Origin of the sequence: Streptomyces sp. NPDC087787 (assembly GCF_044743035.1) — a bacterium.
Taxonomy (GTDB): domain Bacteria; phylum Actinomycetota; class Actinomycetes; order Streptomycetales; family Streptomycetaceae; genus Streptomyces.
In genome coordinates, this window is the sequence record NZ_JBIUVQ010000019.1 from 1 (window position 1) to 11,611 (window position 11,611).

The following is an 11,611-nucleotide window of genomic DNA, read 5'->3' on the forward strand; positions in this document are numbered from 1 at the left end:
GGGATCTGCGACTTCCGCGCGATCGTCGCCAACGCGTCCGCGTCGTCCTGCGTCGGACACGCCACCCGCACGATCTGGCACCCCGACGCCGTCAGCTCCGCGATCTGCTGCAACGTCGCACCGATGTCCGACGTACGCGTCGTCGTCATCGACTGCACCGACACCGGCGCGTCCCCGCCCACGGCCACGGACCCGACCTGGATCTGCCGGCTCTTGCGGCGCTCGGCGATCTTGGTCGGAACGGACGGCATGCCGAGAGAAATCGCAGTCATCTGCTGTGCAACCCCAAGTCGTGGATCAAGGTCCGGCCCCGTTCAGCGGCGGGGGCTCCCAGGATCCGAGATTACGGCACGGACAGGAACGGAAGCACACGGCGTCCCAGCGATCCACCTGATGGCGTTCGATGCCGGTGGTCCGGGCATAGTGGCCACGTCGGAGGACATGCTCCCCGATTGACCGGGACACCCGGACCGCCCTGGACGCTCAGCGGACGACTTCGGCGTCGAGGCTCGTGCTGATGGCGAGAGCTGGGCTCGCCTCGTAGCTCAGGACTGGTGTGCCCTCTCCTTCCTCATTGAGGAGTGTCACGATTTCCGCCCACACACCGTCCGCCAACAACGTGCGCTGCCTCCAGCGGACCTTCCGAAAGTCACCGAACCGCTCAGGAAGATCACGCCAGAGGATTCCCGTACGCAGGCGGTGGAACATCCCCATGAGGGCCGCTCGCAAATCCAGTGGTGAGCGAAAGTGGTGTGCCGGATACCTGTCATGAAGCAAGCCTTCGATACGGGTCCACTGACTGCGCGTGGGGTCGGGCGGAACAGGCGTCCTCGTACGCTCATGCCACAGGACCGTTAAGCACCTCTGTCCCTCTCGGTACCGAAACGCCGGGTCCACGATGTCCACGCGAACCGTGACGTACTCGATCAGGTCACGCTGCTCGGACAACGAGAGTGACCACATATCCGGAAAGGCCGCACCCAGAACCGCCGCCAACCGGGCGTCCCTGCCACCAAGGTTCTCAAGTTCGCTCATCCAGTCCCGCGCGTGCGCCAGGATCCGGTCGAAGACCTCTTGCTCCGCTTCGAGCTGTCGCATTGCAGCGGCGATGACGCGGCTCTGCCGCGCTTGGCTTCGCAATCCGTCGAGTTCCTCAGCACACTCCACAACGAGCCGTTCCAGCGACCTCACCCTCTCGAGGTGCCTGGTCAACTGCGTCTGTGCCCTGGAGGAAACCGGCACCGTGGGCCTGCTGTGCGCCGGAATCGAGGCCAGTAGGGCGTTGACCTGGCTCACCACCCGTTCCTCCATGTAATCGGCGGGCATGAAGGGGCAGCCACAGGAGACCGTCGCGTTCCATCCCGAACAGCGGTAAGTCCGCACCCCGTCCTTGCTGCGGAAAGTGCCTACGTACGGCAACTCGCACGACCCATGGATGAGTCCGCTGAGCAGGTACTCCCCGTTCGGCTTCCGGCGGCGCCCGGTCAGTCCGGACAGCGCATCCTGAAAGGCCCTGATCCGATCTGGCGAGAGAATGGGGGCAGCGGAATCACCACACTCTCGCCGTGCAGCGGACGTCCATCACTGCGCAGCCTGGTGCAGTTACCGGTCCACTGCTTGTCGATGCGGCGAAAGACCACTTCTCCGAGGAATGTCCCGCTCTTCAAGCGGCGAAACAGGTTCGACGGCGTCCAGCTTTTGCCGTTTCGTGTGAGGACGCCGCGGTCGTTCAACCCGTTCGCCAGGTCCGTGATACCACGCACACCTTCGATGACCAGGTCGGCGATGAGCCTCATTACACGTGCTTCGGCCGGATCCACTTCGAGAGCCGACCCGAATACGCCCCTACCGCTGAATCGATATCCGTAAGGAGCTGGGCCACCCGGCCATCCACCATCGACTGCTTTCATCTGCCGTCCCGCCTGAGTGCGGACGATAATACGCCTATAGTCCATCTCGACTGCTCGTGCCAGCCGGTCGACCGTGAGCCAGCGGGTGAGGCCCGGTTCACCGAGGGGCTCCGTACAGCACTCCACCTGCGCCCCAATGTCCTCGATCTGCCAGATGCACCGCCAGATAGCCGCCTCCGTCCGCCCCAGCCGGTCCAGGCGATGTACCAGGACGTGCTTGAAGCGCCCCAGTGAAATGTCCTCCAGCAGTGCGTCCAGACCCGGGCGGAAATACGTCGATCCCGATTCGCCGAGGTCTTCCCGGGATTGAACCAGACGCCACGAGTCCCGCTGTTCCACGAAGGCGCGAATGGCTTGCGCCTGGACCGGAATCCCGTACTTACCCTTCTGCTCGGTGGTCGAGACCCGCATGTATGCGGCGACATCGACGGTTTGCGCCCCCCAGCCTTTGTCATCCGCGCGGGCGGCAGTACCTTGCTGCATGTCAGCCCCTCTCAGGCCGGCCAGACCCCAGGGTGTTGGCGCACCGCTGGGGTCACCCATGAACAGCAGGAACGTACGAGGTTCGCGACTGCGTCGTACGGAAAGAACCGCGCCCTTCACCCGTGTGAGTTACATGGGTGAAGGGCGCGGCATCACGGTCATCGCGACAGAAAATGACCGTTTGTCTAGCTGATTCGCACGGGATTGACCACGTCTGCCACTAGAACCAAGAGCGTGAAGCAGACGAAGACGCCCGCCACTACGTAGGCCACCGGCATCAGCTTCGCCACGTCGAACGGACCGGGGTCCGGCCGGCGCAGCACCCTCGCCAGGTTCCGCCGCAGCGACTCCCACAGCGCCCCCGCGATGTGCCCGCCGTCCAGCGGGAGCAGCGGGAGCATGTTGAACAGGAACAGGGAGAGGTTGAAGCCGGCGACCAGCATCAGGGCCATGGCCAGTTGCTGGGTGGGCGGGATGTCCAGGGTGAAGATCTCGCCGCCGACGCGGGCCGCGCCGACCACGCCCATCGGGGAGTCGGGCTGGCGGGGAGCGCCGTCGAAGGCCGCGTTCCACAGGGCCGGCACCTTGCCGGGCAGGCTCGCGATGGAGTGGACGGCCTCACCGAGCCGGTCGCCCATCCAGGTCACGGACTGGCCGAAGTCCTGGCGGACGATGCCGGTGGCGGCGCTGAAGCCGAGGAAGCCGGCGCTGACGTACTGCCCCTGCACGATCTGGCCGCGTGAGTCCTTCTTGGCGACCTGGTTGGTGGCGATCTTCGCGTGCAGGGTGACGTCCTGTCCCTTGCGGTCGACGACGATCGACACCTCCTTGCCGGGATTGGCGCGGATCAGGTCGGACAGCTGGTTCCAGTTGCCGGTGCTCACCCCGTTGAAGGAGACGATCTTGTCGCCCGCCTTCAGGCCGGCGGCCGCGGCCGGTGCCGGGGCGTCGGTCTTCTTGCAGTTGTCCCGGTTCTCGCTCTGCGCGATGACGCACTGGGAGACGGAGCTGACGGTGGTCGTCTGCTGCGAGATGCCGAAGCCCATGAGGACGGTCAGGAACAGCGCCACCGCGAGGATCAGGTTCATGAAGGGGCCCGCGAACATCACGATGACCCGCTTCCACGGGGCACGGGTGTAGAACAGGCGCTTCTCGTCACCGGGGCCGAGCTCCTCGAAGGCGGCCGAGCGGGCGTCCTCGATCATGCTGCGCCAGGGCGAGGTGGAGCGGGCCGTGATCCGCCCGTCGTCGCCCGGCGGGAACATGCCGATCATGCGGATGTAGCCGCCGAACGGGATGGCCTTGACGCCGTACTCCGTCTCGCCCTTCCTGCGGGACCACAGCGTCGGGCCGAATCCCACCATGTACTGCGGCACGCGGATGCCGAAGAGCTTGGCGGTGGACAGATGCCCCAGCTCGTGCCACGCGATGGAGACCAGCAGGCCCACCACGAAGACGACTATGCCGAGGATCATCATCAAGGACGTCATGCACGCGCCTCCGCTGTCGCCGTTCGCGCTGTCAGTTCCCGGGCCCTGGCGCGGGCCCAGGTCTCCGCTTCGAGGACGTCCGGCACCGTCAGGGTAGTTCCCGTGTGGGGTGTGCCGTGCTCCTCGACCACTTGTGTCACGGTCTCCATGATCCCGTTGAAGGGCAGGGCGCCGCGCAGGAACGCGTCGACGCACTCCTCGTTGGCCGCGTTGAACACGGCCGGGGCGGTGCCGCCGAGCCCGCCCACGTGCCGGGCGAGCCCCACGGAGGGGAAGGCCTCGGTGTCGAGCGGGAAGAACTCCCAGGCCGACGCCTTGCTCCAGTCGAAGGTGGGCGCGGCGTCGGGAACGCGTTCCGGCCAGCCCAGGCCGATGGCGATGGGCCCGCGCATGTCCGGGGGCGTCGCCTGGGCGAGGGTGGATCCGTCGGTGAACTCAACCATCGAGTGGACATACGACTGCGGATGCACGACGACCTCAATGCGGTCGAAGGAAATGTCGTACAGCAGGTGTGCCTCGATGACCTCGAGTCCCTTGTTGACCAGGGTGGCGGAGTTGACCGTGATCACCGGGCCCATCGCCCAGGTGGGGTGGGCGAGGGCGTCCTCGACGGTGACGTCGGCGAGCTCGGCCTTGGTGCGGCCGCGGAAGGGGCCGCCGGAGGCGGTGACGACGAGCTTGCGCACATCGGCCCGCGTTCCCGCCGCGAGCGCCTGGAAGAGGGCGGCGTGCTCGGAGTCCACCGGGATGATCTGACCGGGCTTGGCGAGCGCCTTGACCAGCGGGCCGCCGACGATGAGCGACTCCTTGTTGGCGAGCGCGAGGGTGCGGCCCGCCTCCAGGGCGGCGAGGGTCGGGGCGAGACCGATGGAGCCGGTGATGCCGTTGAGGACCGTGTGGCAGTCGGAGGCGGCCAGGTGGGTGGCGGCCTCCGGTCCTGCGAGGATCTCGGGGAGGGGCTCGGACGCCCCGTACTGCGCGGCGAGCGCCTCGCGCAGGGCCGGTACGACGTCCTCGCGGGCCACGGCGACGGTCCGCGCCCGCAGCCGGTACGCCTGCTCGGCGAGGAGACCGACCCGTCCGCCGTTGGCGGAGAGCCCGGTGACCCGGAAGCGCTCCGGGTTGCGCAGTACGAGGTCGATGGCCTGGGTGCCGATGGACCCGGTTGACCCGAGCACCACCACGTCCTTGGGGCCGTCCCCGGCGACGGGGTCGAAGACGAGGTGCGGGTCGGCGAGAGGGGCTGGACTGTCGCTCATCCCCCCATTGTGGCCGCACCGGGTGCCCGGACGGACAGCGCGTCCCCTCGAAGGGGGGAGCGAGTCGCCGGTCGCCGCGCCGCGGACGCGCCACCGGCGCGCCGGGTCGGGGGACGCGGTCGGCCGCCCGGTGGCCGGTGCCGCCGGGCGGCCGGTGGATGTCGCCGTCTGGTGGCCGTGCCGCGTGTCACGGCCGTCGGCCGGCCGTCACCTGATCGGCCGGTGCACGTTCTCCCGCTCGCTCGGTCCGGGGGTCGCCTCCGCGATCCACGGGCCGTCGTCCGACGGGTCGACGACGCCTTCCTCCAGCCAGGTGTAGGCGCCGCCGAGGACGCCCTTGACGACCTTGCGGTCGAGGTCGTCGGTGTTGGTCCACAGGCGGTCGAAGAGTTCGGCGACGCGGATGCGGGACTGCCGGCAGAAGGCGTCGGCGAGCTGGTAGGCCTCGCGGCCGTGGTCGCCCTGGGTGCGCAGGAGTTCGGCGCGGACGCAGGCCGCGCTCATCGCGAACAGTTCGGCGCCGATGTCGACGATCCGGCCGAGGAAGCCCTGCTTGGTCTCCATCCGGCCCTGCCAGCGGGACATGGCGTAGAAGGTGGAGCGGGCGAGCCTGCGGGCGTGGCGTTCCACGTACCGCAGGTGGCCGGACAGGTCGACGTGTCCGGACGGGTGGAACTCGGCGTACGAGCGCGGGAGCTGGCCCGGGCCCGCGACCAGCCTGGGCAGCCACCTGGCGTAGAAGACGCCCGCGTTCGCGCCCGCCCTCGCCTTGTCCGACAGGGACTTGTCGGGGTCGATGAGGTCGCCGGCGACCGAGAGGTGGGCGTCGACCGCCTCTCGCGCGATCAGCAGGTGCATGATCTCGGTCGAGCCCTCGAAGATGCGGTTGATGCGCAGGTCGCGCAGCATCTGCTCGGCGGGGACCGCGCGTTCCCCGCGGGCGGCGAGGGACGCGGCTGTCTCGTAGCCGCGGCCGCCGCGGATCTGGACCAGCTCGTCGGCCATCCGCCAGGCCATCTCCGAGCCGTAGAGCTTGGCCAGGGCGGCCTCGATGCGGATGTCGTTGCGGTTCTCGTCGGCCATCTGGGACGACAGGTCGAGCACCGCCTCCAGCGCGAAGGTGGTGGCCGCGATGAACGAGATCTTCGAGCCGACCGCCTCGTGCAGCGCGACCGGCTTGCCCCACTGCTCGCGGACCGCGGACCACTCGCGGGCGATCTTCAGGCACCACTTGCCCGCGCCCGCGCACATCGCGGGCAGGGAGAGGCGGCCGGTGTTCAGGGTGGTCAGGGCGATCTTCAGGCCCTGGCCCTCGGCGCCGATGCGGTGGGCGGCCGGGACCCGCACCCGGTGGAAGCGGGTGACGCCGTTCTCGATGCCGCGCAGGCCCATGAAGGCGTTGCGGTTCTCCACGGTGACGCCCTCGGAGGCGGCCTCGACGACGAACGCGGTGATGCCGCCGCGGTGGCCCTCGGACTTCGGCACGCGTGCCATGACGACGAGGAGGTCGGCCACGACTCCGTTGGTCGTCCACAGCTTGACCCCGTCGAGGACGTAGCCGTCCCCGTCCGGGACGGCCGTGGTCGCCAGGCGCGCGGGGTCGGATCCGACGTCCGGCTCGGTCAGCAGGAAGGCGGAGATGTCCGTGCGGGCGCAGCGGGGCAGGAAGGTGTCCTTCTGCTCCTGTGTGCCGAAGAGTTTCAGCGGCTGCGGCACGCCGATCGACTGGTGTGCGGAGAGCAGCGCGCCGATCGCGGGGCTGGCGGAGCCGGCCAGGGCGAGGGCCTTGTTGTAGTAGACCTGGGTCAGGCCGAGGCCGCCGTACTTGGTGTCGATCTTCATGCCGAGCGCGCCGAGCTCCTTGAGCCCGGTGACGACCTCGTCCGGGATCCGCGCGTCGCGCTCGATGCGGGCCGAGTCGATCTTCGTCTCGCAGAAGTCGCGGAGCTTGGCGAGGAACTCCTCGCCGCGCTGCACGTCGTCGGCCGCGGGCAGCGGGTGCGGATGGATGAGATCGAGCCGGAAGCGGCCGAGGAACAGTTCCTTGGCGAAGCTCGGCCTGTGCCAGTCCTGCTCCCGAGCGGCCTCCGCCACCTGGCGGGCCTCGCGCTCGGTGACGGTGGGCTTGTTGGACGTTGGTGCGGACATGAGGCTCACCTCGCCGCGAAGAGGGATGGAGGGTGCGGTACGTTACCGACCGGTGCTACTGGATCGTATGTACCCGATACCGGGCGGACCCACCACCCCACGCGCACGGACGCTCGCAGTCCACCGTCTGTTTCGGTCTGTCCCGCCCAGCATCGTGTGTGCGGGGCGTGACGACCACTCCTTGTACTCCGTTCGGATGGCCCGTCCGGGAGCGGGAAAAGAAAACAGTCGAAGCGCTTCGACAGCCTATGGACACCCACTCCTGCCGGAGCTACTGTCGAACCACCCTTACCTCCCGATGTCGGTACTGCGCACTGTCGAAGCGCTTCACACACCTTGGAGAGCTGGATGGTCACCCTCGCCGAGGTCGCCCAGCACGCCGGAGTCTCGGCGAGCACGGTGAGCTACGTCCTCAGTGGCAAGCGGTCCATCTCCGCGAGCACCCGGCAGCGGGTCGAGGAGAGCATCCGGAAGCTCGGCTACCACCCGAACGCGGGCGCCCGCGCCCTGGCGAGCAGCAGGTCGAACATCATCGCCCTGATGATCCCGCTGCGTACCGACATGTACGTGCCGGTGATGATGGAGATCGCCATCGCCGTGGCCACGACCGCCCGTACCCACGGTTACGACGTGCTGCTCCTCACCGGTGAGGAGGGCCCCGACGCCGTGCGCCGGGTCACCGGCAGCGGGCTCGCCGACGCCATGATCCTGATGGACGTCGAGCTGGACGACGAACGGCTGCCGCTGCTGCGGGAGGCTGACCAGCCGACCGTCCTGATCGGGCTGCCCGCCGACACCGCCGGGCTGACCTGCGTGGACCTGGACTGGGGTGCGACGGGCGCGCTGTGCGTGGAGCATCTGGCGCTGCTCGGGCACCGCGAGATCGCCGTCATCGGCGAGGCGCCCGCGGTCTACGAACGGCACACCGGCTTCGCCGAACGCACCCTCGACGGCCTGCGCTCCCGGGCCCGCGAGCTGGGTCTGGGCCTGCTGCACCGCCCGTGCGAGGGCGGGTACGACGCGATGGCTCTGACCCTGGCCCGGATCCTCGACGAGCGCCCGGGCACCACCGGCTTCGTCGTGCAGAACGAGTCCGCCGTCGAACCCCTGCTCGCCCTGCTGCGCCAGCAGGGCCGGGCGATCCCCGAGGACGTGTCGGTGGTCGCGATCTGCCCGGACCAGGTCGCCGTCCAGGCCTCGGTGCGGCTGACCTCGGTCGGCATCCCCGCCCAGGAGATGGGGCGGCACGCGGTCGCGCGCCTGGTGGCCAAGCTCGACGGGCGGGGCGCGGACGAAGTGGTGCTCATCGCGCCGGAGTTGACGGTCCGGGCGAGTTCGGGGCCGGTCGCCTCCGGCTCCTGAACCCAGGTCCGCTCCGTCTCGGGCCCCGACCCGCTCAGGGCGCCCCATGCCTTCTCACGCCTTCTCGCAGGACTCCCCCGTCCGCACTCCTTCAAGGAGCATCGTGAACCAGCATGCCGAGAACCAGCCCCCGCACGGCCCGGTCAGCCTCGCCCAGTCCTCCCCCACGGTCGGCACGTTCCGCGACCGGGACGGCGTGCTGGAGTGGAGCGGCCGCCAGGAGACCGTACGCGTCGAGCCGTGGGGGCCGGACGCGGTCCGGGTGCGCGCCCGGCTCGGGGGCCCGGTCCTGGACGACCTGCCCGGCGCGCTCCTCGCCCAGGCTCCGGCCACCGAGAGCACCGTCAAGATCGAGGACGGCCGGGGACGCCTGACCGTCGGCGCGCTCACGGTCGACGTCGACGCCTCGGGTCTCGTCCGCTTCCTGCGCACCGACGACCTCACGGAACTGCTGGCGGAGGAACGCGCCCACTTCTGGTGGCCCGGCCCCCGCCTCTACACCGCCGTCGGCAACGGCCACCACCGCCTTGAGCAGCGTTTCGCCGCCTACGACGACGAGAGGCTGTACGGGCTCGGCCAGCACCAGCACGGCCGGCTCGACCAGAAGGGCCTGGTCGTCGACCTGGTCCAGCGCAACGCCGAGGTCACGATCCCCGTGCTCACCTCCAGCCGCGGCTACACCCTGCTGTGGAACAACCCGGCGATCGGCCGTGTGGAGTTGGCCGGGAACGGCACCCGCTGGGTGGCGGACTCCGCCCGGCAGATCGACTACTGGATCACCGCGGGCTCCCCGGCCGACGCCCAGCGCCGCTACAGCGCGGTCACCGGCCGTACCCCGATGCTGCCCGAGTGGGCGGCCGGCTTCTGGCAGTGCAAGCTGCGCTACCGCACCCAGGACGAACTCCTCGAAGTGGCCCGCGAGTACAAGCGGCGGAACCTGCCCATCGACGCGATCGTCTGCGACTTCTTCCACTGGACCCACCTGGGCGAGTGGAGGTTCGACCCCGCTCAGTGGCCCGACCCGGCGGCGATGGTGCGCGAGCTGGCGGACCTCGGCATCAAGCTGGTGGTGTCCGTCTGGCCGTCGGTGTCGCCGCTGAGCGAGAACCACCCGGTGATGGAGCAGCTCGGCTACTTCATCGGCACCCAGTACGGCCCGATGGCGCACGCCGACTGGCCCGACAAGCAGGTCGCCTCCACCGTCCAGGTGGCCTTCTACGACGCCACCAACCCCGAGGCGCGCGACTTCGTGTGGTCCAGGATCAAGGAGAACTACCTGGACCCGTACGGCATCACGGCGTTCTGGCTGGACGCCTGCGAGCCGGAGCTGAAGCCGGGCTTCGCCGAGAACCTGCGGTACTGGGCGGGTCCCGGCCTGGAGGTCGGCAACCTCTACCCGGCGGAGAACTCCCGCACCTTCGACGAGGGCCTGCGCGCCGCCGGCGTGGACGAGGTGATCACCCTCAACCGCTCGGCGTGGGCGGGCAGCCAGCGCCACGGCGCCGCCCTGTGGTCCGGTGACATCGGCACCGACTTCGCGACCCTGCGCCGCCAGATCGCGGCCGGTCTGAACACCGCGCTGTCCGGCATCCCGTGGTGGAACACCGACATCGGCGGCTTCCACGGCGGCGACCCGGACGACCCCGCCTACCGGGAGCTGCTGGTGCGCTGGTTCCAGTTCGGCGCGCTGTCCCCGCTGATGCGGCTGCACGGCTTCCGGGACCCGGGCATGCCGCTGGGCCCGGAGATGACCGGCGGCCCCAACGAGGTCTGGTCGTACGGAGAGCGGGCCTATCCGGTCCTGGAGAAGTACCTGCGGCTGCGCGAGCGTCTGAAGCCGTACGTGCTGCAGGTCATGCGGGAGGCCCACGAGGACGGGCTGCCGGTGATGCGGCCGTTGTTCCTGGAGTTCCCCGCGGACCAGACGGCGTGGACGGCGGACGACTCCTACCTCCTGGGCCCGGACCTGCTGGTCGCGCCGGTGCTGACCGCCGGGGCCACGGCCCGCACCGCGTATCTCCCGGCGGGCGCGCGGTGGACCGACGCGTGGACGGGCCGGGAGTACGAGGGCGGTACGGCCGTGACGGTCGACGCGCCGCTGGACCGCATTCCGCTGTTCCTGCGGGACGGCGCCGAACTCCCGGTCGCCGGGTAGCGCGGCGCGGGCGCGGACGTACGTGCGGCCGGTCCCTCCCCTATACGGGACCGGCCGCACACTCATGGGCCCGCCGGGATCAGCTGCTGCTGACCGTGAGGCTGTTGGTGGTGAAGTTCAGACCGCCGGACGACGACGTGATCTCGTAGCCGAACTGCACGTCCCCGATGGTCACGTTGCCGAACCAGCCCTTGGTGTCCTTGATCCACTTCAGGATGGGCAGGATGTTCACCGTGCCGGAGCTGGAGTTGGAGCCGCGGATGAACGAGAACACGTCGTTCGAGCCGTTGTTGCCCTTGTAGACGGTCCACGTCGAGCCGCCGAGGGTGACGCTGCCCTGGGAGCTGCCGAGCGGGCCGACGGCCCCGGTCTTGTTGACCCAGAGCATGACCTCGTACTTGTAGCCGGTGTCCCAGATGTCGTACGAGGTGTTGTACGCACCGGCGGACGGGACGGTGACGTTGTAGTTGCTGGTGAGCGAGGCGAGCGAGGTGATCGGCTTGTTGACCACCTTCTTGGCGTTCGGGTAGGACTTGATGCCGCCCGTGTTGGGGTGGTTCGCCGATACGCCCCAGTTGGTGCCGGAGTTGGCCCAGATGCACTGGCTGCCGGTGCCGGAGCCCCAGATGTTGTTGTAGAGCGTGTAGCCGTTCAGCGTGGTGTTGCCCCACTGGTCGCAGGAGTTCCAGACGGCGGCCTGGGCGGGGGCGGAGGCGAGGCCGACGGTGGCGCCGAGGGCGAGGGCGGGCGCGAGCAGCGCCGTGCGGAGTCCGCTCCGTGTGCGTGTTGCCATGGTGGTGTCCC

General features: G+C 69.3%; 9 protein-coding genes and 1 pseudogene. 2 read left to right on the forward strand and 8 right to left on the reverse strand.

Annotation, left to right across the window (positions count from 1 at the left end; translation table 11 throughout):
* The 7 genes and pseudogenes from ACIOWN_RS27075 to ACIOWN_RS27105 all read right to left on the reverse strand — a co-directional run.
* The coding region (locus ACIOWN_RS27075; protein ID WP_401740193.1) for a flavodoxin-dependent (E)-4-hydroxy-3-methylbut-2-enyl-diphosphate synthase at nucleotides 1-272 on the reverse strand (272 nt) is incomplete at its 3' end.
* 211 nt (nucleotides 273-483) lie between these two features.
* The gene (locus tag ACIOWN_RS27080; RefSeq protein ID WP_362353363.1) at nucleotides 484-1,296 is read right to left on the reverse strand and encodes a transposase; all 813 of its coding nucleotides are present in this window, start codon (nucleotides 1,294-1,296) and stop codon (nucleotides 484-486) included.
* Nucleotides 1,297-1,536 (reverse strand): annotated as a pseudogene (locus ACIOWN_RS27085) (recombinase zinc beta ribbon domain-containing protein); the annotation flags it as partial.
* Complete coding sequence (locus ACIOWN_RS27090) at nucleotides 1,485-2,393, reverse strand: recombinase family protein (RefSeq protein WP_362353364.1); 909 nt, start codon at nucleotides 2,391-2,393, stop codon at nucleotides 1,485-1,487. The gene ACIOWN_RS27090 and the pseudogene ACIOWN_RS27085, both read right to left, overlap by 52 nt.
* A 185-nt stretch (nucleotides 2,394-2,578) precedes the next feature.
* Nucleotides 2,579-3,871: a site-2 protease family protein gene (locus ACIOWN_RS27095; RefSeq protein ID WP_362353565.1), complete on the reverse strand. Its 1,293-nt coding sequence runs from the start codon at nucleotides 3,869-3,871 to the stop codon at nucleotides 2,579-2,581.
* Nucleotides 3,872-3,879: 8 nt separating this feature from the next.
* Complete coding sequence (dxr, locus tag ACIOWN_RS27100; protein ID WP_401983577.1) at nucleotides 3,880-5,142, reverse strand: 1-deoxy-D-xylulose-5-phosphate reductoisomerase; 1,263 nt, start codon at nucleotides 5,140-5,142, stop codon at nucleotides 3,880-3,882.
* A gap of 207 nt (nucleotides 5,143-5,349) precedes the next feature.
* Nucleotides 5,350-7,290, reverse strand: a complete 1,941-nt coding sequence (locus ACIOWN_RS27105; RefSeq protein WP_401983579.1) for an acyl-CoA dehydrogenase family protein — start codon at nucleotides 7,288-7,290, stop codon at nucleotides 5,350-5,352.
* A gap of 348 nt (nucleotides 7,291-7,638) precedes the next feature.
* On the opposite strand from ACIOWN_RS27105, the gene ACIOWN_RS27110 reads away from it, so the two are divergent.
* Complete coding sequence (locus tag ACIOWN_RS27110; protein WP_401983580.1) at nucleotides 7,639-8,652, forward strand: LacI family DNA-binding transcriptional regulator; 1,014 nt, start codon at nucleotides 7,639-7,641, stop codon at nucleotides 8,650-8,652.
* Nucleotides 8,653-8,755: 103 nt separating this feature from the next.
* Nucleotides 8,756-10,807, forward strand: coding sequence for a TIM-barrel domain-containing protein (locus ACIOWN_RS27115; protein WP_401983581.1), 2,052 nt, complete (start codon nucleotides 8,756-8,758; stop codon nucleotides 10,805-10,807).
* Between the two features lie 79 nt (nucleotides 10,808-10,886).
* Here ACIOWN_RS27115 and ACIOWN_RS27120 read toward each other — a convergent pair whose 3' ends face one another.
* Complete coding sequence (locus ACIOWN_RS27120) at nucleotides 10,887-11,600, reverse strand: GH12 family glycosyl hydrolase domain-containing protein (protein WP_362353373.1); 714 nt, start codon at nucleotides 11,598-11,600, stop codon at nucleotides 10,887-10,889.
* Nucleotides 11,601-11,611 lie beyond the last annotated feature (11 nt).

Coding starts and splice junctions, on each gene's coding strand:
- ACIOWN_RS27090 (WP_362353364.1), bottom strand. CDS start 2,393: ATGCAGCAAGGTACTGCCGCCCGCGCGGATGACAAAGGCTGGGGGGCG.
- ACIOWN_RS27095 (WP_362353565.1), bottom strand. CDS start 3,871: ATGATGATCCTCGGCATAGTCGTCTTCGTGGTGGGCCTGCTGGTCTCC.
- dxr (WP_401983577.1), bottom strand. CDS start 5,142: ATGAGCGACAGTCCAGCCCCTCTCGCCGACCCGCACCTCGTCTTCGAC.
- ACIOWN_RS27105 (WP_401983579.1), bottom strand. CDS start 7,290: ATGTCCGCACCAACGTCCAACAAGCCCACCGTCACCGAGCGCGAGGCC.
- ACIOWN_RS27110 (WP_401983580.1), top strand. CDS start 7,639: ATGGTCACCCTCGCCGAGGTCGCCCAGCACGCCGGAGTCTCGGCGAGC.
- ACIOWN_RS27120 (WP_362353373.1), bottom strand. CDS start 11,600: ATGGCAACACGCACACGGAGCGGACTCCGCACGGCGCTGCTCGCGCCC.